The 21,325-nt window shown below is 56.7% G+C and carries 14 protein-coding genes and 2 pseudogenes; 9 read left to right on the top strand and 7 right to left on the bottom strand.

Annotated elements, in window-relative coordinates:
* Positions 1-389 precede the first annotated feature (389 nt).
* Positions 390-1,307, top strand: coding sequence for a histone deacetylase family protein (locus tag H9L05_RS14500; RefSeq protein WP_187731568.1), 918 nt, complete (start codon positions 390-392; stop codon positions 1,305-1,307).
* A 63-nt stretch (positions 1,308-1,370) separates the two neighbouring features.
* Here the strand turns inward: H9L05_RS14500 and H9L05_RS14495 are convergent, their stop codons facing one another.
* Positions 1,371-2,438, bottom strand: a complete 1,068-nt coding sequence (locus H9L05_RS14495; protein ID WP_187731567.1) for a DUF4932 domain-containing protein — start codon at positions 2,436-2,438, stop codon at positions 1,371-1,373.
* A 264-nt stretch (positions 2,439-2,702) separates the two neighbouring features.
* Here H9L05_RS14495 and H9L05_RS14490 point away from each other — a divergent pair, with 264 nt between their 5' ends.
* Positions 2,703-3,710, top strand: coding sequence for a J domain-containing protein (locus tag H9L05_RS14490; protein ID WP_187731566.1), 1,008 nt, complete (start codon positions 2,703-2,705; stop codon positions 3,708-3,710).
* Between the two features lie 302 nt (positions 3,711-4,012).
* Here the strand turns inward: H9L05_RS14490 and H9L05_RS14485 are convergent, their stop codons facing one another.
* The gene (locus H9L05_RS14485; RefSeq protein ID WP_187731565.1) at positions 4,013-4,909 is read right to left on the bottom strand and encodes an alpha/beta fold hydrolase; all 897 of its coding nucleotides are present in this window, start codon (positions 4,907-4,909) and stop codon (positions 4,013-4,015) included.
* A gap of 227 nt (positions 4,910-5,136) precedes the next feature.
* Here H9L05_RS14485 and H9L05_RS14480 point away from each other — a divergent pair, with 227 nt between their 5' ends.
* From H9L05_RS14480 to H9L05_RS14455, 6 genes are all read left to right on the top strand, one after another.
* Entirely contained in the window at positions 5,137-5,667 is a 531-nt protein-coding gene (locus H9L05_RS14480; RefSeq protein WP_187731564.1) for an AsmA family protein, read from the top strand.
* A 23-nt stretch (positions 5,668-5,690) separates the two neighbouring features.
* A complete protein-coding gene (locus H9L05_RS14475; protein ID WP_187731563.1) occupies positions 5,691-8,366 on the top strand; it encodes an AsmA family protein in 2,676 nt (891 codons plus the stop codon).
* Between the two features lie 476 nt (positions 8,367-8,842).
* A complete protein-coding gene (locus H9L05_RS14470; protein WP_187731562.1) occupies positions 8,843-10,708 on the top strand; it encodes a serine hydrolase domain-containing protein in 1,866 nt (621 codons plus the stop codon).
* A gap of 425 nt (positions 10,709-11,133) precedes the next feature.
* Positions 11,134-11,397 carry a universal stress protein gene (locus H9L05_RS14465; protein WP_187731561.1) on the top strand — a complete coding sequence of 88 codons (264 nt, stop codon included), beginning with the start codon at positions 11,134-11,136 and terminating at the stop codon, positions 11,395-11,397.
* A gap of 2 nt (positions 11,398-11,399) precedes the next feature.
* Positions 11,400-11,996, top strand: a complete 597-nt coding sequence (locus tag H9L05_RS14460) for a universal stress protein (protein ID WP_187731560.1) — start codon at positions 11,400-11,402, stop codon at positions 11,994-11,996.
* Positions 11,997-12,382: 386 nt separating this feature from the next.
* On the top strand, positions 12,383-13,345 hold the full coding sequence (locus tag H9L05_RS14455; RefSeq protein WP_187731559.1) for an alpha/beta fold hydrolase: 963 nt from the start codon (positions 12,383-12,385) through the stop codon (positions 13,343-13,345).
* Between the two features lie 85 nt (positions 13,346-13,430).
* Here the strand turns inward: H9L05_RS14455 and H9L05_RS14450 are convergent, their stop codons facing one another.
* From H9L05_RS14450 to H9L05_RS23815, 5 genes and pseudogenes are all read right to left on the bottom strand, one after another.
* Positions 13,431-13,808 (bottom strand): hypothetical protein, encoded by a 378-nt coding sequence (locus tag H9L05_RS14450; RefSeq protein ID WP_187731558.1) that lies wholly within the window; start codon positions 13,806-13,808, stop codon positions 13,431-13,433.
* 127 nt (positions 13,809-13,935) lie between these two features.
* Positions 13,936-14,175, bottom strand: coding sequence for a TOBE domain-containing protein (locus tag H9L05_RS23820; protein ID WP_223284456.1), 240 nt, complete (start codon positions 14,173-14,175; stop codon positions 13,936-13,938).
* A gap of 266 nt (positions 14,176-14,441) precedes the next feature.
* Positions 14,442-14,927 (bottom strand): annotated as a pseudogene (locus tag H9L05_RS14445) (ATP-binding cassette domain-containing protein); the annotation flags it as partial.
* A gap of 56 nt (positions 14,928-14,983) precedes the next feature.
* Positions 14,984-15,601, bottom strand: a complete 618-nt coding sequence (locus tag H9L05_RS14440) for a class I SAM-dependent methyltransferase (protein WP_187731557.1) — start codon at positions 15,599-15,601, stop codon at positions 14,984-14,986.
* Positions 15,602-15,771: 170 nt separating this feature from the next.
* Positions 15,772-18,293, bottom strand: a pseudogene (locus tag H9L05_RS23815) (DUF5916 domain-containing protein).
* Positions 18,294-19,041: 748 nt separating this feature from the next.
* Here H9L05_RS23815 and H9L05_RS14425 point away from each other — a divergent pair.
* Positions 19,042-21,210: a M3 family metallopeptidase gene (locus H9L05_RS14425; protein WP_223284454.1), complete on the top strand. Its 2,169-nt coding sequence runs from the start codon at positions 19,042-19,044 to the stop codon at positions 21,208-21,210.
* Positions 21,211-21,325 lie beyond the last annotated feature (115 nt).

Here is a 21,325-nt window from a genome sequence, read left to right as displayed (position 1 = left end):
TTCGGGTTGCGGAAGTATCAGAGGAGAATCTGCTACTTAGCTGTACCGAACCGCGCTGGAGTTCCGTGGCTCCATGGCGTCTTGCTTTGAAATAAAATTGGTGCAGCGTAGCATGGCGTTGTGTAGTTGATGGGACAAATATGCAGGGTTGATTTTATTCATGCAATAGGTAATGCATATATTTTTAAAATAAATTTTATCAGCGTCAACTATTGATTTACAAAACCTCATTTAAATCATTTTTAAGCGTGTTTTTCTAATTGTTTAGTTAAATAAATTTTTTATTAAGTAAAGATTAAACTACTTGATTCAGGTTGTTACTGACCCGAGCGCTCCTTATCGCGTTGTGCACGTATGTTCTGGTTCATTCTCATTCGCGTCCTTACCTTATGCCTTGCCTCGCTACTTCCGAACGCTACACGCTGGATTTGCCCCCCGGTCATCGGTTTCCGATTGCCAAATACGAGCTGATTCGGGAGCAGCTCCTGTGGCAAGGAATTGCCCCCCAGACCGACTTTTACGACCCTGGCCTCTGTGCCGAGGAGGATATACTGCGCGTGCACACCCAGGAGTACTGGCACAAAGTGCGTGACCAGCGCCTCTCCCCTGCTGAAGTACGACGACTAGGTTTGCCCCAGAGCGAGCAGCTAGTACGCCGCTCTTTGAGCAGCAGCGCTGGTACGCTACAGTCGGTGCGGCGCGCCCTAACTGACGGCGTGGCGCTGAATCTGGCGGGGGGCACTCACCACGCCTTCGCCGACCGGGGTGAGGGTTTTTGTGTGCTCAACGACATTGCTATTGCCGCGGCGCACTTGCTGCATTACGAGTTAGCGAAGCAAGTATTGGTGGTGGATCTGGACGTACACCAGGGCGACGGCACGGCCAGCATTTTTCAGCAGGAACCGCGGGTATTCACCTTTTCTATGCACGCGGGGGCCAATTATCCGCTGCGCAAGGAGAAATCGGACCTGGATGTGGAGTTGGCGCTGGGCACTTCTGATACCCAGTACCTTCAGCAGCTAACCTCTACTTTGCCCCGCCTGCTGGCCGAAGTTCAACCTGATTTCGTGTTTTTTCAGGCTGGCGTTGATGTATTGGCGACTGACAAGCTCGGCAAGCTAGCCCTGACGAAGGAGGGTTGCCGCCAGCGGGATGAGTTCGTACTGGAGCTTTGTCGAGAGAAGAACCTGCCGGTGGCCGTGAGTATGGGTGGCGGCTACTCCGAGCGAATCGGCGACATCGTGGATGCGCATTGCAATACGTTTCGGGTGGCGTATAAAGTGTGGAGTGAATCGACAAGCCTTTGAGCCGCTTCCTCGTCTCGCGCAAATATGAGTGGCTAATGGCCAGTTCAGTGGCAACTTAACTAACTATCGATTGAGCGTCGGCAGTGCACTAATTAAGTCTGGCAAGAACGATTCCAGGGTAGGATAGCGCTGCCGGTCCGCTTCATAGCGCCGGAGCTGCTGCTCAAAAAATGGCAGGTACATCCAGGCCGCGTAGTCTGCTCGGAGCTTCTCGCTGACGTCGCCTCGGCCAAGTGCCAGCGCCAGGCGAACCTCGCCAGCCCGTACCAAATGCTCGTTGAATGACGTTTCCCAGTCGCGGTATTGGCCCTGCCCTGGAATGGGCTGAAACAAGGTGCTTTGCGCTTTAATACCCGCCGCGAAGGCTGGCCGGGCCGTTAAGGTATTGACAAAAGTGTGTCCGAACTCATGCACCGACAGGTTGCGTACTTCTTCGGCGTTGTCAAACCCAGCTTTTAGCAAGTTTCCGCGAAAGCGCATTTGTTCTCCGAAAGGCGCCGCAATCTGGTTAGCAACCGGACCATTGGCACCTGCTACTTCCCAAGCCATGCCCCACTGTGACTTAAAAAATGGATTGACGATAATACAATACGCAGCCTTTTGGGCGCCATAATAACGCTCCATGGTCGGTATGAAGGTTGGAGAAGGAAGGTTGCGCCTCACTTCCGAGATGGCTACCTCGTACACAGTCTGGTTGGCACGCTGAAATTGCGCGAAGTGGGAGTCCTGATAAAATCGCCCCACCAAACGCATATAAGCATCAGCTATGCGTACTGCTGAGTCTGGATTCGCGTGAATGGCTTCGAGCAACGGCGTCGAAATGGGCGTGTGCCGTCGAGGGCGCGGAAATCCCTGATAGAATAAGGGTAGCAAATACACGCCCGTACCGATTTTGTCGGCCAGCCATTGGGTGCGGCGCACGGCGGCGTGGGTGCGAAATGGCGCAAAGTGGGTGTAGCTTTCGCGCATCAGCCGGGTGGTACGAAACAGGTGTGGGTCGGCCACCGAGTCCTTTATAAATTCGGGGGAAATCTGCACCATGAGGGCATTTACCAACTCTACCCCAAGGTCTGTTTTCACCGTAATAGCCTGCCCTTGCGCCCGGAGCGAGGGACGGAAGCCCAGCAGCAAAAGTGCGAGCAGGCAACAAAAAAGAAATCGGTTTTTTTGCGGAAACACGGACGTGGCAGTAAGAAGTCGGTTGGATACGAATGCAATGGAGGCAGCCGAAAATACCTGCCAGCAGGCAATGAGCCAACACAACTCATAAAAGTATTCGTGGTTTGCTCCAGGCTTAGGCTTTTTACCATCGTGTCGCACCCTTAACACCGGAAAGTGTAGGTAAAGGTGCTCTCGAATTTATAACGCAATGGTCATCGCTACCTTTGCAGGCCTATGAATACTTCCGCTCACTCCGACGTTCCAGCCGCTAACTCCTTACCCATTCCGGCTACGGATGCGGCTATCAATCCTGCCCAACAGGCGTTTCGGGAGGCGGTGCAGCAGGTAGAGGGCTTGCGCCAGCGCCTACGCGACTTGCAGGCGGAGCAGGCCGTAGCTCGGCGCCGCTATTGGCAGCAAGTGGGGCCAGCGGCGCGGGCGGTGGTGGAGGCGCGGCAGAAGTTGTTTGCACCGTTGGAAAACGCTCTATTGATTCACTTTTTTAGTCGGGCCGAGGAGCAGCAGATTACGGGGGTAATCATTGGAAATGCCCGCGCTTTGCAGGAGCGGTTTGGAGAAGATGCGGCGGATATATTACTGAAATATGCCCCCCAGAGCCGGTCAGGCAAGGCTCGAAGTGCTGCCTCAGATTCCGCAGACGCCAACGCCAGCTTCGATTCTTCGCTACCCCCGCACGAGCAGGCGGCCGAGCAAGCCCGCGCCCGGCGCAAAACTAAAGCTCAGAAGGCGCAGGAAGCTGCCGAAAAAGCCGCCCGAGAAGTGGAGCAACGACTGTTATCAAACACCAAAACGCTCTACCGCCAGCTCGCTCGCACCCACCACCCCGACCTAGAGCGCAACCCCGACGCGCAGCAGCAGAAAACCGCGCTCATGCAGCGCATCACGGAAGCCTACGAAGCCAACGACCTTTACACGCTGCTTCAGCTTCTGTCCGAATCTGCCCCTACCGACCACGCTGATGACGATGTGCTTACGCGCTACACCCAGGCGCTCCGCCAGCAGCAAATTGAGCTGAAGCAGCAATTAAACGAGCTGAAGTACGGCCCCTCCAAAGTACTCAGCGGCACCGGCAAAAAGCAGGAAGCGGAGTTGCGCCAGCTCAAGCGCTACTTGCGGGCCGAAGCGGAGTACGTGCAGCACGTCGCCCGCCTGATTCAGGAGCCTGAAGGCCTGCGCGAAGTGCTGCGCGGGCTGGCCGCCGAAAGCCAGGAAACAGTGTAAGAAGCGGAGGCTTCTTGAAAGGCATAGAGATTAAACGGCGTGACAAACAATGCGTCTGTCATGCAGAGCAACGCGAAGCATCTCGCCCGCTGATGTTCGAGTACTATTGCAACGAAGCGGGCGAGATGCTTCGCGCTGCTCTGCATGACCGCCTTTTAGCTCACAACCTCAGCCCACGAGCTGCTTCGCTGCCGCTCAGCATGACGGTCTGATTTGAGAAACATATCTATCATACTATAAAAAGCTTCCCAGACATCATTAACAACGTCTGGGGGGCTTTTTTAAAAATAAACTTGCCCTTTCTATTCCATAAACTCCATTACCTGCCGAATCACATGAAGGTCGCGCATGATGCGGTTGTGGCCCAGGCCAGTAGTGGGACGAAACTCTAGGGCGGGCCAGTGCTGAGCTATTTCTTCGGCTTCGGCGAAAGGCACGTTGGGGTCAAGATGGTCGTGGAAAAGCAGGGCGCGCTGCACGGGCAGTTGGCGACCGGTCTCAAGTAGGCTAAAGCTTTCGGCACTCCGGCCGTATTGCTCCTGAATAAACTGCCCCATGCGCTGAACCACGCTGGGGGGCAAATGCAGCAACTCGGCGAAGCGCGCGGCTACGTTGCGGGTGCTGCTGGGCACGCTCATTAGGATAAGACGCGGTAACTGCTCCCCAGCAGCTTGATTGAACCGCACCGGCACACCCGCCGTGCAGGCGGCCCCAAAGGAGTGCGCCACCACTGCGTGCACCGGCCCGACAGCATCAGCCACCGCCTGCACGGCCCCCGCAAAGCTCACCAATGTAGCCCGCTTCCCGTCGGACAGGCCATGCGCTGGGCCATCCAGCGCTACCACCCGAAAGCCGGCCTTCGCTAGCCCGTCGGCCATGTGGCCCCAGAAGCTGGCCCGATGCTCCCAGCCATGCACCAGCAGCACCGTGCGGTTGCCGCCGGGGTTCCACTCGTAGTAGGCTACGCGGCCGCTTTCGGCCTGCGCCCAATGCTGGGTAGTATGGGCCAATGCCTTTGCTTCCCAGGCCTTGATCGGCAGTCGACGCGGCGTAGTAAACACTTTCCAGGCCTCCCGAAACGCCCACTCCGAGGACACCGCCGACAACACCCGAAACTTCAGCCGCAGCAGCTTCAGGCCGGACGGCACGGCTGGGTACTGCGCCTTGACGGATTCGGCGGTGGGGTTGGGAGGATGCATAAAAAGTGAATCAGCGGGCAGTGAGTATGGCCGAATACGAGAGTTTAGGCAAAAAGACGTCTTGAGTCGAACGCTCATCTGCCAAGTCAAGGTTGAGATTGTTCGGAAAGGACTATCTATCTTACCTGCGTTTCACTTTTACCCCCACTACCCCTAAACTCGACAGCAAGCTCTGATTACCCGTAATTGGACGTGTAGCTGCACCTGAAGCGGTCATATTTATGAAAATGAGCTGGCTTCGGCGCGTATTAATTGCGGGGTTATTGCTGGTAATCATTGGACTAGGGCTAGTGGCTGTGTTGGTGGGCACTGGCGTGGGGCAGCGGCGCGTGGAGCAATGGGTGCGGGAGCAGCATAAGCAGAACTCGGCCCTGGTGCTGGCGCCGTTTGAAGTGCAGATTTCGCCCTGGCGCGACTTTCCGCACCTGACGGCCTCCCTGCTGCGGTTGCGCCTCACAGATACCGCGTACCAACAGCCCCTGACGGTACTAAGCATCGCCCGGACCGATATGCGGCTGTCGTTGCGCGAGCTGCTGCGGGGGCAGGTGCACGTTACGCGTTTGGTGATTAATGACGCTGTTATGCAGGAGCGGGTCGATTCGCTGGGGCGCAGCTGGAGCGTGGGGCGCAAAGGCAAGCGCCATCCGGGTCCGGGCAAGGCGCCGAAAATGAACCTGAAGCTGGATGCGCTTCTCATCAACAACTTCCGCATCGTCACCCGCAACGACTTTACCGGGGGCTTTTTTCGGCGCACGTAAGTCAGGCCCGGCTGAAGGCTTATATGCAGAAGGGCGTTCTGCGGGTAGATGGCACGCTCGATGGCGAGCTTGGGCGGCTGGGCTCCACCACGGAGCCTTTATTTCAGCGCGAACCCATGCAGGCCTGGGTCAACTACCGCTACAAATTTCGGGAGCGCCAGGGCTATATCTACCGCACCCGCGCTACGCTCAACGGCGACACCGTGCAGATCAGTGGTACGCACACCGTTGTTCCCGGCCAGCTTGGCACCCAGCTCAATTTCCGGTTTGTGGGCACCCAGCCCCTACCCGATGTGCTCCGCCTGGCGTTGCCGCAAAGCCTGCGGCCAGCTGTGGAGGGCGCCACCAGTCCCAGCAAGGCGTACATTCGCTACACTATTCGGGGGCTGAGCGGGCCCACTATCCGGCCGCGCAATATCCTGCGCTTTGCCCTGCGCGACGCTCAGCTTACCTGGCCCGACACTACGCGCCACATCAACAACTGGGACCTAACCGGCACTTACGACAATGGACCCGAGCACAACCTTAAGTCGACCACGCTCACGCTGCCTCACTGCCGCATTCATACCGCGCCGGGTTGGCTTGATGTATCTCTCACAATTCGTGACTTTACCCGCCCGTATTTGAACGGACAAGTAATTGGACGGACTGAGCTGCCCGAGCTAGCAGCGGTGGTGGCTCCGGAGCTGGTGCGGGCACGGCGCGGCACGGCCGAGCTCGACCTCAGGCTGCAAGGGCCACTGCCACCGCAGTCGGATCGTAACGCCCCGGTTTATTTGGATAGCTTGTCGGTGCGGGGCGCGGTGACCTTGCGCGACGCGTCCTTCGCCCTGCTCGACCGGGGGGCAAATTTCTCGGGCGTAAACGTGCAGGTGGGTTTGCAGGATAGTCGCTGGCACCTCACCAATGCCACGGGGCTGCTGGATGGCATGCGGTTTCGGGCCACCGCCACCACTACGCACCTGCTGGATTACCTGACCAAACGACACCCAACCACCGACATTACCGGCAACTTTGCCGTCGATGAGGTGCGCTTGGACCGCGTGCGTGAGCTGTTGCGGCCGGTTGCGGCCGGTTCCGCGCGCACCGTACCGCCCCCAGCCGCTAAGTCGGGGAAGCTGGATATGAGCATGTTTCCGCCGGGGTTGCGCCTGAATGTGGGGTTGCGCTGCGACCGGCTTTTCCTGCCCGCCGATACCGTCAACCACCTGGCCGTGACCGTGCGCCACGATGGCCGCCGCGTACTCCTCAATAATATTCGTGGCCAGGTGTGGGGGGCAAATGTGAGCGGGCGCGCGTCCTGGCCTTCCGATACAAGTCAGCAAGTGGCTCCCATCCGCTTCGAGCTGGCAGTAAACTACGATCAGCTCAACTACCAAAACCTGCTTCGGCATGCGGCCCGTCCGCCCCAGCGCTCAGCCAAGGAGCCCGCGAGTCCGGCCCTGCGGGAGTTGCTGCTGGCCGCCAACGGGCACGTTACCTGCTCGATCGATGCCATGCATCTCTCGGCGGGGGAAAACATAAAGGATGTGCGGCTGCGCCTGGAAAAGACGGGTAGCTCGCTGCGAATGCCCTACCTCAACTTTGCCACTACGCGCGGCGGTATTGGCAAAGCCACAGCTACTGTGCAGGTAGAAGGCACCCGCGTACAGGCCGCCAATGCCACCCTCGATCTACGCTACGCCACCCTCGATGTGCAGCAGCTATTGCAAATGCTGGCCGGCCTGGACGTGAAGGAAGAAAATGCCCCCCAGTCCGCCCAGAATGGCAGTCGCAGGAAAAGACCGGCCGTAAATGGCAACGGCACTGCCCGCGACAAGTCGCTGCTTTCCAGTGGTATTCTGAGCGCCGTGGTGCGGGTGCAGGCCGACAAAGTACAGTACACTGCGGTGCGCGGCACAGATTTCCGGCTGGTGTCTCGGCTGCGGGAGGGCGAAGCGGTGCTGGAGGAGTGCTCCCTGAATGCCTTGCAGGGCCGCATTAAGCTGCGCGGACGCATGCTCACCAATGCGGGCCAGAATCATCACCCCCTGCACGTCCAGACGCAACTGGAAGACATTGCTCTTCCTGAGCTTTTCACCACGCTCACATACATGAACATCAACCTGCTCGATGGTCACAACGTGCGCGGCACTCTGCGCTGCTCCGCCGATATTCACACCGACCTAGACTCGACTTTCCTGCCCGTATTCGCTACCACCCTGGGCTACCTCAAAACGGATATTCGCAACCTGGAGCTGCTGAACGTTGATTTTTTCACGGAGGCGCTGAAGTTTATGAAAACGGAGCGCACCAGTCACCTGTTTTTTGAGCCCGTCAGCACCCAGCTTTTGCTGCATGATGGCCGCATCCTGATTCCCAGCCTGCGCCTGAACAGCAACCTGAGCAACCTGGAAGTCAGCGGCTACTACCACCTGGATGGACGAGCCAATCTGTACGTGAGCCTGAACCCGTTGCAAGTGCTTTTTGGCAACAACCAGAAGCGTGTGGAGCGCATCGAGCAAGGCCGCCTGATTCGTAGCGCCCGGGGTCGCCCTACCTACATTAACCTGCGGCGCGCCGCCGCTAAAAGCCCTTATAAGGTGCGCTTATTCAAGAAATCTGAACAGCGCGAGCAGCAGGAAACCTTGCGCCAACAGTCCCGGCAGCTACTCCTCACCCAGCCTCTGGACACGACGCTGCGGCTTTTGCGGCCGTAGGGGGCATTTTCCAACATTAAGGGTCAGTTATCCTCTCCCAAAGTTCGTCTGTCATGCAGAGCATTTTGCGCCTCCAGCAGCAAAGAAGCATCTCGCGGGCTGAGGTTGCCACACTAACTGTCATGCTGAGCTTGCCGAAGCATCTCTGACGCTTGGTTGCAATGGTATTGATTATACTAACCAGTAGAGATGCTTCGGCAAGCTCAGCATGACGTTCTATTTGTTGAGACTACTACTCTCACGTCAGCCCGCGAGATGCTTCGCTACCGCTCTGCATGACCGCCTAATAGGTTGAATTGGATATGTCGGTTTGACTCTGGCTACTATTTCGCTTTAAAGGTACACTTCCCCAGAATAGCCCCCAGCGGGATGCTACTACCTTCTAAAGCTCCATAGCGTCATCTACTTATCCTTCTGATACAAATAGTAAAACCGCTATCTTCCAGCGTTGCTATCCCCTAACCGCTGCGCTTATCGTGAAAAAACTACTTCTGCTTCTGGCGCTGCTGGGGCCTTGCTTTTCCGCCTACGCTCAACAATCAGCTAAGCCAATTACCACCATTCCTCAGCTTACCGATTCCATCGAGCGCATCATGCGGCGGGAGCATATTCCGGGGTTGCTGCTCACCATGGTTAGCCGCGACTCGGTGCTGTATGCGGGCGGGCTGGGGCTGGCCAATGTAGAGCAGAAAAAACCCGTAACGCCGCACACTCTGTTTCGGGTGGGATCTGTTACCAAACCTTTTATTGTAGTAGGGTTGCTACAGCTGGTGGAGCAAGGCAAGCTGAGTCTCAACGACGAGCTGCGAAAGATTGCCCCTGAGGTACCCATCGACAACCCCTGGGAAGCTACCGATCCAGTGCGCGTGGTGCACGTGTTGGAGCATACCGCCGGCTTCGACGACATGCAGATTAACCACGTCTACAACACCACGCCCACCGACCCACGCGGCGCGGCCGCAGTCCAGATTTTTCGCAAGGAGCTGCGTTGCCGCTGGCGGCCCGGTGAGCGAATGTCGTACTCCAATCCCGGCTATCTGGTGGCCGGATATCTGCTCGAAAAGCTGAGCGGGGAGCCGTATGAGCACTACCTCGCCAAAAACGTGCTGCGCCCCCTGGATATGCCTGAAGCCACTGCGGCCCTGCGCCAAGACTCAGATCCGAAGCTGGCCCGTGGCTATGTTTACGACGACGGCGGTTACCACCCCGTACCCCTATTACCCATTTATGCAGGGCCGGCGGGCTCCATGAGCGCCTCAGCTACCGACATGGCCCAGTGGGTACAGTTCTTTCTTCGCGACTTCCGCACCCCTAGCGGTACGGCCCTGCTCCAGCCTGCCAGTCTGCGCGAAATGGAAACCGTGCATAGCCCCCTCGAAGCCAGCGCCGGCCTGCAAACCGGCTATGGCCTTGCCAACACCATCGTCAACAAAAAAGGCAAGGCTCCGTTTCGTGGGCATAATGGGGGCATCGAGGGTTTTATCTCCACGTTTGCCTACAACCGGGAGCTGGGCCTGGGTTATGCCCTATCCAACAACGGCTCGAAGCCACTCACTTCCATTAGTACCCTGGTGCGGGATTTTCTGCTGCGCGACCAACCCACGCCGCCTACAGCGCCCATGCTGGCTCTTGACACGGCAGCCATTGCTCCCTACCTAGGTCACTACCAGAGCGCTGCACCCCGCAACGCGCTAACGGGCTTTAGCACTCACCTGCTGGGGGGCATTTCTTTGGAAAGACACGGGCAGCTGCTCACGCTCAAGCCCCTCTTCGGCGACCCCGACACGCTGCTGGCTACCGGCCCGCTCACTTTCCGGCTCAGCGGCCAAACCCTGCCGAGCGTGGCTTTAACCAAAGACCGCGACGGGGAGCTGGTGCTGATATCACCCCAGGGCTACGCGCTCAAGGCGGGCATCTGGTGGTGGCTGCCACCTACGTTGTTCTGGCTTAGTATCCTGCTGGCTACCACATCCAGCGTGGCGGGACTGATCTGGCTGATTTATGCTTTGCGCAAACAACTGCCGCGCATACAGCTGCTACCGCGCCTACTGCCGCTGCTGGCCACGGTAGCACTGATAACACTGGGGTTTGCCCTAGGCAGCCTGGGGGGCAATGTGGCGGCGGCCGGGCGCTTGAGCATCCAAAGCGTGCTGCTCTTTGTGGCGCCGCTGGCCTTCACCGTGCTCACGCTCTGGGGCCTGATTCTGACGGTGCGCCGCTTCCGCCTGTTCCGCAGCCGTGTGGTGGCCTGGTACCTGCTGCTCACCTATGGTGCCCTGGGCCTGGTGGCCACGGTGTTGGGAACGTATGGCTGGCTGGGGTTGCAACTGTGGAGTGTGTAGTTATCTAAATGCAGCTTTCAACCAAGTAAAAAGCCCCGCTTTATCAGCAACCCTCAAGCAGCCCCAGCTGACACCGCAGCTGGGGCTGCTTGAGGGTTGCTGCGTGAAAGCCAGACTCAACAAAAAAGCCCCCCAGCGCGGCCGTACGCGCAAGCTGCTACCTGACTACTATTCTTTGTCGCATCGATCTGCTTTTGCCGCTGCTGCGACGGCTGGCCCGGGGCAGCTGGCACATCCAGCTCTTTTGAGAAGAAATTCCCCGTTTATGTTTCACTATCAGCCGATTGAGATAGCACAGGAAGATAATGGGCGGAGCATAAAGTGGAGCTCTAATATTGTTTTATTGAAGTATAATATGTAAATTATTACACCAGCCTCACCGGCGCGTGCAGCATTTGTATACACCCTTTTCTCCCCTTACTGTCATGCAAAATATCCTTGTACCTACGGACTTTTCCCCCGAAGCGCACAACGCCTTCGAGGTGGCTATGCAGTTGGCCCACCGCACGCATGGGCAGATTACGTTGTTGCACGTAGTGGATTCGTCGGCCGGCAGTGGTATGGTAACTACTGGCGGTGTATCGAGCGGAGCATCGCTGCACGGCGTATTTATGGTGGAGCTGCTCCAGCGTACCAAGCACCGCATGCGCCAGCTGATTGCCGAAATGGCCCGCATTGCCCCGAAGTAACGGTGCACGACCAGGTAGCGACCGGTAACGTAGACGAGGCTATTCTGGAAGTTATCCGCGAGCAGCACATGGATCTGGTAGTAATTGGGGCCCATATACACGCGCCGGCGTTCCTGCATTTATTTGAGATGGATTCGCACGCCGAGCGGCTGGTGCGCCTGGCGCCTTGTCCGGTGCTTACGGTGAAGCTGCCTGCGCCTCATTTCGAGGTGCGCTCCATCGTTTTTGCCTCCGATTTCTCGCAGGAAGCCGACCGCGCCGTCAAGAGCTTGCGGCAGGTGTGCGCGGCCTTCCCCGAAGCCACGCTGCACCTGCTCGACGTCGTCACCCGCGCGGAGGATTACTCCAACGCCATCGACCGTATTCACGCCTTCGCCGACCGTCACCACATTCTCAACTACGAGCCCGACGTGGTAAATGCCCCCCAGGTGAGCATCGGGGTGCCGCGCTACGCCGAGCAGTCGCACGCCGACTTGGTGGTGATGCTCTCCCACGGCCGCACGGGTCTCTGGCACTTCCTGCACGGCGGCAGCACGGCCGAAAGCGTAGCCGTGCAAGCCAAAGCGCCGGTGCTCACCTTCCACCCGGAGACGTATTAGAAGCGTATTTCGGAAGTTCAATTGACGGGCTACGACACAACCATTCTCCACTGGTTTTGTCGTAGCCCGTTTAGCGCATTAGCGCAAACCCCTTCCGGCCGTGCCATCCGTCACCGGCCCGCCTGTCATCCTTGCGCTGGGGGCTTTTTTGGTAGGGTGAACCTGCTGATAAGCGTGCCCAATTCCCCCTTGGGCCAGGTATTCAGAAGCATATAAAGTCAGGTGGCTTTTTTTATTTTTGTAGGCTGATTTGCCCCCCAGCCACTTTCCGTGACTGATTATTGGCATCTCGCGGCCCTGCTCTGCCGGCTGGTTTTGCTGTAAGCAGTAGTGGCCGTGCAACCCGTTTTGCCACTCCTTTTCTCTCCCTAACCCACCTTTCCTGTATGGCCTACTCCTTCCGCCCCGGCTACACCTATGCACTTTTACTTTGGGCACTATTGCTGCCCACTTTCTTACTCGCCGGCGGCCGTTCTACTCCGCTCGCCAATGGCACCCCCACTATTACCACCAGCGACGGCTTAAAGCTTTACACTAAAATCTCGGGGCAGGGCATTCCCTGCGTGTTTGTGCACGGCGGACCGGGTGCCTGGAGCGGCATGCCGGAAACCCTGGCGGGTCCTAGTCTGGAGGATAAGCTGCAGGTGATCTGGTACGACCAGCGCGGCAGTGGCCGCTCCGCCAACGACCCGAATAAGAACTACTCTCTCGACCGCATGGTGCAGGATATGGAAGAGCTTCGCCAGCAGCTGGGCCTCGACACCTGGGTGGTAATGGCGCACTCTTTTGGCGGCACCATCGCTACGGAATACGCCGCGCGCTACCCTCAGCACGTGCGCGGCCTGGTGCTCGTGAATAGTACGCTCAGCCTTCACGAAGCAATGAAAAGCACGCTCACAAATGGTTTGAACTTCGTGACTTTGCCCGATAAAGCTCCTTACCTCGACGAGAGCAAGCCCCTAGATGAGCGCTTCGGTATGCTCATGCCCTACCTGAGCGAGCAAAATATCTGGTTCAAGCTTCAGTATCAGACCGAGGCCGGCCATCAAAAGGTAACCGAAGCCGACAAGGGCAACCCCGGCACGGGCGAATTTGGCAGCTACGGCTTCAGCCTCCCTGACTACCGCAAGGATTTCACCGCCCTTACTCCCCAAATTAAAGTACCCGTGCTGATTATCACCGGCGCCAAGGACTATGCCGTTGGGCCAGACCATTACAAGATGTTCCGCTTTCCCAACCAGCAAGTAGCGCAGCTGCAAACCGGCCACGTACCCTTTGTAGAGCAGCCCGAAGCTTTCCGCAAAGCCATTCTCAGCTACCTAAAGAAGCTTCCCCGTAAAAGCGCATAACCAACAGCTCATGCCCGTAAAAACAGTTGAATTAAGCTTATTACACTCATTATTACTCTCTTAGTCAGTAACTTACAAAATTGTTCTACTTCTTTTCTCCGGGCACCAGGGTGCACTTTTCACCCATCGCCATCAGCGTACCGTTGGCGTCATATACAGTGACGCTTGCGCAGATTACCCGCACCGACGATTTGGTTTCGGTATAGCGTAGCGTCTCTGCCTTGGAAAGTGGCCGGGTCAGCGTTACCATCACCGACATTTCCCGGTTGCGAAACGCGGAGGTACGCCCCAGAAACCCATTTGGTGCCTCAGCGCCAAGCGGTGTAGTTATAAGCGCTGGCTTGCTCACCACTACTGCTTTATTACGGTAAGTATTCAGCACCTTAGGCGTTGTTTGGGCCGTGGCGCAAGCCGCAATTGTCAGCAGTGCCAGTATGCAGCATACGAAGCGTATTTTTCTCACTTGATGGGCCGGAAAAGTGACAGAATATCAAACCATAGTCAACGGGAAAACACCAACTCATAGCGCTACAAATAGGCCATCTTGTTTCTACCGATTACGCTGCTGCTTTAGGCCTGCGTTTTGACCTTCAATTCTCTAAATACCAGACGGCGTCAGCGGTCAGCGAAAGGCCAACTGTATCGCCGGGGGTTGCGCGGCCTACGCTGGTGCGAACCTTAACGATACTACCAGCGAATTGAATGTCAATTTCGGAATACGAACCGAAGAAACGCACCTTTTGCACCTCACCCGAAAGGCCGCCCGTATTGACGAGATCTAAGCTGAAATTCTCCGGCCGAATCAGCATCGTTTTACGCTTGCTTTTCACTCCGGCCGCCGCTGCTAAAGCCTTTGCCTGAGCGACGCTTGTTATCAGATTATAGGTACCAAAAAGTCCCGCTACATACTCATTGACGGGCTGGTTGTAAATGTGGTTTGGGGGCCTTTTTGCACGATTTGCCCCCCATGCATCACCACTATCTCATCAGCCCACGAAAGCGTATCCAGCGGATCGTGGGAGATGAGAATACAGGTGATTTGCAGCTTCTCGCCGATATCCTGAATCACAGATTTCAGGATATTTTTATGCACCATATCCAGGTTGGAAAACGGCTCATCCAGCAGCAGCAATTGGGGTGAGGAAAGCAGCAGTTTTGCCAGGGCAATCCGCTGCCTTTCGCCGCCGGATAGCTGGTCGGTGCGGCGCCCGCCCAGATGGTCTATTCGACACACTTCAAACAGCGTGTGGGCCTCCTCTGCCGACAGCTTATTGGCGTATTTCAGCACCTGCTCCACCCGCAAAAATTTAGGCAGCTCAAACTGTTGCGACAGGTACGAAATTCCCGGGTTGCCGGGCATCAATTGTTCGGCCGGACCTTTGGCTTTCCGACCATCAAACCATACTTCGCCAGCATCGGGCTGCACTAGGCCGGCAATGGTCTGGAGAAGGGTGCTTTTGCCCGCTCCGGTTTCGCCGGCCAGGGCTATTTTCTGTTGTTTTTGCTGGCTGAAGCTGACGTCATTTAGAATGTACTTCTCTTTTTCTCGCAGTGTAATTCCTGAAACGGTTAATAAACTCATACTAGCGAAAAAGAGGGTGAATTGGCTGCATTAAGCGTACGCAAAAGTAAGCACGCCTAGGCTGGCACGTTGGCCGAGCTATTCTGCACCACTTCAGTGGCATTGGTGGCGGCAACGGTCGTTTCGGGGGTGTAAACCAGAACGTGAGCGGGCGGGATATTCAGCAGTACATACGTATCGTCGAGTAGGCGAAAAAAGCGCTCGAACAGGCGTTTGTTCTGGAGAGAATACTGAAACAGAATGAGCTTACCATCAGGCAGTAGCACCTGCTGGGTTTGCTGCATAATGCGCCAGCCCAGGCGGCGCGGCAGGGAAGAAAATGGCAAGCCGCACACCACATAATCGACGGTATCCAAACCCAGTTTCTGCAAGTATTCGCCGGTTTTGTCGGCTGAGCCGTGGATGATGTGTACGTTGGGTTGGCCTGAGTAGCGCTCCTTCAGCATCTGGCTGAAACGGCGGTTTACTTCGATTAGCACTATGGCCGTTTCGGCTTTGCGGCGCTGAATAAGTATATCTGTAAAAACGCCCGTGCCGGGGCCGTACTCCACAATGCAGCGGGCGCTGCCAAAGTCGATGGGCGCCATTACTTTCCCGGTTAGCTCGCGGGAGCTGGGCACCATGGAGCCCACTACGGCTGGGTTACGCAGAAATTCTTCTAAAAAGGACGACATAAGGAAGCAAAAATCTGGTTTGAAAACTGGCAGAGCTGGCAGCAGCTTGTACGGCAATTACCATTTGCGAGTACACAGCTTTCCCCGTATTCGCGACACAAAAAAGCCCCCAGCACTGCCATCTACGGTTGACAGCGGCGCTGGGGGGCTTTTCGACGTAAAGCGGCTCCTTATTTTTTCCGGAAGGCCAGGTAGTCGAGGTAGTAGAGCACCTTGACGGAGACGGAGTTATTGTGGGGCGTGTTTATGGTATTGCTGAGATTATCAAAGTAGAGCGGTGTGGCTTCGTTGGCCTGCAAAAACGAGGTGCCTGCGTTCTTCCACACCACGCTGATCTGGGAGCCGGGCGCAAACCACCACGAGTACACCGCGTCCACGTTGAAGGCATTGTAGGTGTTGTCGCGGTTGCGGCGGTAGTCCACAAGCTGCTCATCGCCGCCCGGCGCCAGAGCCGAGAAGTCGGCGTAGCGCACGTTGCTGGTGTAGTGGCGCGTGCGCAGCGTAAACGACATGCGGTTGGTGAATGTGTAGGCCACCGAGAGCACGTTGGAAACCGTGGCCACATCGCGGCGGCCGAGAATAACCTGTCCCATAAACGGCTCATCCATAGGCTCATCGCGCGACATTCCGCCATTTACGTAGCCAATCTGGTTGCCATCAAAGCTCCAATCGAGGCTGTAGCGAAAGGTGAGGTGGTCATTTACGCGGTAGCGTGGGTAAGCGCCAAACCGGTAGCTTACCCGCCGGTCGCGGGCGAAGCGGTCGTCGAGGGCGTAGGTGCTGTTGCCGGCGTTCATGCCCAGCGCAAACTTCTTGCGCGTATCCGAATTGAAGAATACAATCAGACTGGTGCTGCCGGGCACGCGTACATAGTATTCGCCCAGCGGAAACACGCGCGGCTCAAAGTAATCGTGGTTGCGCGGGTCCACGTTGAAGTCGAAGCCGACTTGCAGAAAGTTCTTGGTAAACGTGGTGTTAGCGCCCAGGTAAAAGCTCGTGCTTTGGTAGCGCGTGGGCTTATACAACAGCGTGTGGCGGGCCTGCCCAAACAGGTAGAAGTTATTCACCTTCCAAAAAGGCTTGTACTTCCAGTAGCCCATGTCCAGCGACTGCGTGATTTTGTTGTTGCCAAACAGGATACCCAAATCGTTTGGGTTGTAGGTATCCGACTCAATGCCGTGGTTTAGGCCCCAGGTAAATTTGCCGCTGATTTTGCCCACGCCCACACGGTATTTGTAGCCGTCTTGGTCGCTTACTTGGTCATCGGAGCCGAAGGCGGTGCCGCGCCGCCGCGAATACACGACGCTGCCATCAAAGGCATACGCGTTCTTCTTGTCAGCGAAGCGAAAAAGCCCCCAGTTACGTTGGCGTCGTAGGTTTTGCCCCAGCGCGTGACGTTGGTATTGATGAGGCTCACGTAGGAATTGTTCTTCAGGCTCTGGTCGAGCACGGCAATATTGTAGTTGCTGAAGGGCTGAGTTTGCACCTCGCGCTCCTCCCCCGTTTCGGTGTTGCGCACGGTGGCGTACACGTCGTTGCTGAGCGCGTTAAACAAGCCAACTCCCAAGCCTTTGCTGGTGCGGCCCGATACTTTCGTAGCGTTCAGCAAACGGGTTTCGGTGGGGTTACGCACGATCTTCTCATTTTCGCCCGCAGCCACATTATAGAAGCCGATGGGCGTGGCACCCACGCGGCGTGAATAGAATAAGTTGCCTTTGTTGAACAGCTCGGTGCCCTCAGTAAAGAACTGTCGGTTTTCGTTGAACTGCACCTCAAATGGCGACAGGTTGAGCACCTGATTATCGCTCTGCACCTGCCCAAAATCGGGCACCAGCGTAGCGTCCAGCGTGAAGCTTTCATTGATACCCCATTTCAGGTCGGCGCCGCCGTTGAAGCTCGTTGTTGTGCGGCGCGTGCCGTCGGCGTTCAGCGGGTTGTGGTTTACGTAGGCCGATACGTAGGGCGTGAGGGAAAGACGCAGCGGCGGCTCCACGTTTTGGATGCCGCGCAGCTCGCCCCACTGGTTTACAAAACCGTCGACTTCGGGCTTCACTTCATTCCAGAAAAACTGCGCGTTGTCGCGCTTGCGCTGGCGGGCAAAATTTAGCCCCCAGAGCTGCTCAGGCGCTTTGCTGAAGCGAATGGCCGAATACGGAATGCGCATTTCGGCAATCCAGTCGGTGCCGCGCTGGCTGGTTTGGGCATCCCACACGGCATTCCAGTTCCAGTCTTCACCGCTGGCCGGCGAGTAGCGCGCATCCAGCTGCACGCCCGAAGTTGTTACGGTGAAGTTGTAGCCGTTGAGCTTGTCATTATAAGTATCCAGAAAAATGGAAAACAGATCGGTGTTGCCAAACTGGTCGCGCTGAGTCATTTCGCGCAGAATGGAGTCGGGGCTAATGTCGTGCATGATGGCGCCGATGTAGAGGTTGGCGTCATCATAGAGTATGCGCACTTCGGTTTTCTGCTTTTCCGGTACGCCGGGGTTGGGCCGCTGCTGAATAAAATCGGTGGCTACCGTGGCCTGTTGCCACATGGCTTCATTGAGTTCGCCATCGAGCTTAATGGGCTCCGTGATGCGCAGGGCCTGCAGCTGGCGCTTGGGAGCGGCCGTGGCGGAGCTGGTGGGAGCCGGCGTTTGCTGGGCTACCGCAAAATGCCCCCAGCCACGAAAGTGACAAGCAAAAGGCAAAAACGCAGCGTAAAATTGAAAGACATAGCGCGGTGAAATTTTAGAGTAGAAAGCGAAAGGGAAAGCGCAGATTTCTCGGAGCCAAAAATTTGGGCACAATAATGACCGGCGACCGAAATAAGCGGCGCGAAAAGCGGTTGAAACAAAAAGGTGAGGGCCGGTTGGCGCGGCCGGAATCAGCTACTAAAAATCAGTCTGCTTCTAGCAGAAATTTGCTGTATAAATGATAAGCTAGCAGGCTACTAAAAACGAGAGCCAGGGTATTGAATGAGGCGATTACCAGAACGAAGTCGAAACGTTACAGCCGGATGAAAATATTTTTTCAACTGACATAGGCGATGCGAGTAGCGACCGTATTCGGCGCTGGTAACTGCGCGATTTGGCCAAGGTTACAGACGGAGAGAAAAATATTTTCCTGGCACAATGAGTATCGGTTGTGTTGCCCTGTAGAGACGCAACATCTTGCGTCTCACCGTTGAACGATTGGTATCGAAGATTCAGATAACACAACAGCAGCAACGACAAGACTCCAACTATTGCGTCTCTACGCCGGGCTACCATACATAGGAAGGCCGCTTTCACGCCAGCAGTAAACTACGGCCAGCTGAAAGGAACCGAACCGTTCCTTCTTACCTTTCAGGCTCAAACTGATTTATCAACTACTGTATACCTCATGCCCAAACTATTCTTTTCTCCTGGTAGGCTTTTACTGGCAAATACTCTTTTCACCTTCAGTTTTGCTGCCTCTGTGAACCCAACTTCCAGCCACGCCCAAACGGCGGCACCCACGTTTACCGCCACCGCCACCCGCCCCGACAATAATGCCTTACTAGCCCCCTGGGCCGGTCCTTATGGCGGCGTGCCAGCCTTCGATAAGGTAGAAGTGGCTCAGTTTAAGCCGGCTCTGGAGGCTGCAATGGCCGAAAACCTGAAGGAAATAGAGGCCATTGCCAGCAATAAGCAGGCTCCCAATTTTGAGAACACCATTGCCGCCCTGGAACGGGCAGGCCAAACCCTGGACCAGGTGCAGACCGTGTACGGCGTCTGGACCGGGACAATGAGCAATCCCGAAGTGCAGTTGGTGCAGCGCGAAATGGCCCCCAAGATGGCCGCCTTCTCCGACCAGATCACCCAGAACGAGGCCCTGTTTCGCCGCATTGAGGCGGTGTACAACTCACCCGACAAACAGAAGCTGACGCCTGAGCAGCAGCGTCTGGCGTTTGTGTATTACAACAACTTTGTGCGTGCCGGTGCCAAGCTTGATGCCAAGGCGAAGACGCGCTTGTCGGCCATCAATCAGGAGCTGGCGGGGCACTTCACCAAGTTTAGCCAGAACGTACTGGCCGATGAAACCGACTCGGTGCTGGTGCTGAAAACGCCCGCCGACCTCGGTGGTTTGTCAGCTTCTCTGCGCGAAGATGCCGCTAAGGCTGCCGCCGACCGCAAGCTCACGGCCGCGGGCGTGATTACCAACACGCGCTCTTCCATTGATCCGTTCCTGACTTACTCCGACCAGCGCAAGTTGCGCGAGAAAGCGTGGCGCATGTTCTACAGCCGCGGCGACAATGGCGGCGCCCACGACAACAACGCCCTCATTACCCAGATTCTACAATTACGCGCTGAGCGCGCCAAGCTACTGGGCTACAAAACGCACGCTCACCTGCGCCTCGACAACACCATGGCCAAGACGCCTGAAAAGGCCATGGCGCTGATGGAAGAAGTATGGAAGCCGGCCGTAGCACGCGTAAAAGAGGAAGTGGCCGACATGCAGGCGTTGGCCAAAAAGGAAGGCGCTACCTTCAAGATTGAGCCCTGGGACTACCGCTACTACGCGGAGAAAGTGCGCAAAGAACGCTATGACCTCGACCAGAATGAGGTGAAGCAGTATTTGCAGCTCGATAAGATGCGCGAAGGCATGTTTTGGGTAGCCGGTGAGCTGTTCAACTTCACTTTCAGCCCCGTCACCAACGTGCCCGTGTACCACCCCGATGTGAAGGTGTGGGAGGTGAAAGATAAGACGTCCGGCAAACAGGTGGGCCTTTGGTACTTCGATCCGTATGCCCGCCCCGGCAAACGCTCCGGTGCCTGGATGAACGCCTACCGTAAGCAGGAGCGCATGGACGGCAAGCCCGTCACAACCATCGTTTCAAACAACTCCAACTTCGTGAAGGGGAAAGACGGCGCGCCCACGCTCATTTCCTGGACCGACGCCACCACGTTGTTTCACGAGTTTGGCCACGCGCTGCACGGACTTTCTTCCAACGTCACCTACCCTACTTTATCCGGTACTAGCGTGGTGCGCGACTACGTAGAGTTTCCGTCGCAGGTGCTCGAAAACTGGCTTTCTACGCCCCAGGTATTGCAGAAATTCGCTGTGCACTACCAAACCGGGAAGCCCATTCCGCAAGCATTGGTTGACCGCATCGAAAAGGCAGCCACGTTCAATCAGGGCTTCGAAACTACCGAGTTTCTGGCCAGCGCCCTCATTGATATGAAGCTGCACCTGGCCGGCGACCAAAAGATTGATCCCGACAAGTTTGAGCGCGAAACGTTGGCTCAGCTAGGTATGCCAAGCGAGATTGTCATGCGCCACCGCACGCCTCAGTTCTCGCACGTTTTCTCGTCTGATGGCTACTCGGCTGGCTACTACAGCTACCTCTGGTCGGTGGTAATTGCCGCCGACGCGTACGGCGCCTTCACCGAAGCCGGCGGCCCTTACGACAAAGCCGTGGGCAAGCGTCTCACCCAGCAGATTTTCTCCGTAGGCAACACCGTTGATCCGGCTGAGGCTTACCGCTCGTTCCGCGGCCGCGACCCCAAAACGGAAGCACTGATGCGCGAGCGCGGCTTCCCCGTTACGGAGGCCAAAGCCAGCAAACCAACCGATAAGAAGGCCCCCGCTAAAAAGAAAAGCTAGCTTGATTTTCGATCTTGAAAAAAGCCCCCAGAGCTGCTCTGGGGGCTTTTTTGTTTGGCTGCGGGACCTCACCCCCGGCCCCTCTCCCGAGGAGAGGGGAGCCTTGCTTAACAAT

Source organism: Hymenobacter qilianensis (assembly GCF_014489555.1).
Lineage (GTDB): Bacteria > Bacteroidota > Bacteroidia > Cytophagales > Hymenobacteraceae > Hymenobacter > Hymenobacter qilianensis.
Note: the sequence above shows the minus strand (reverse complement) of the source record. Positions and strands in the feature narration are given on the sequence as shown.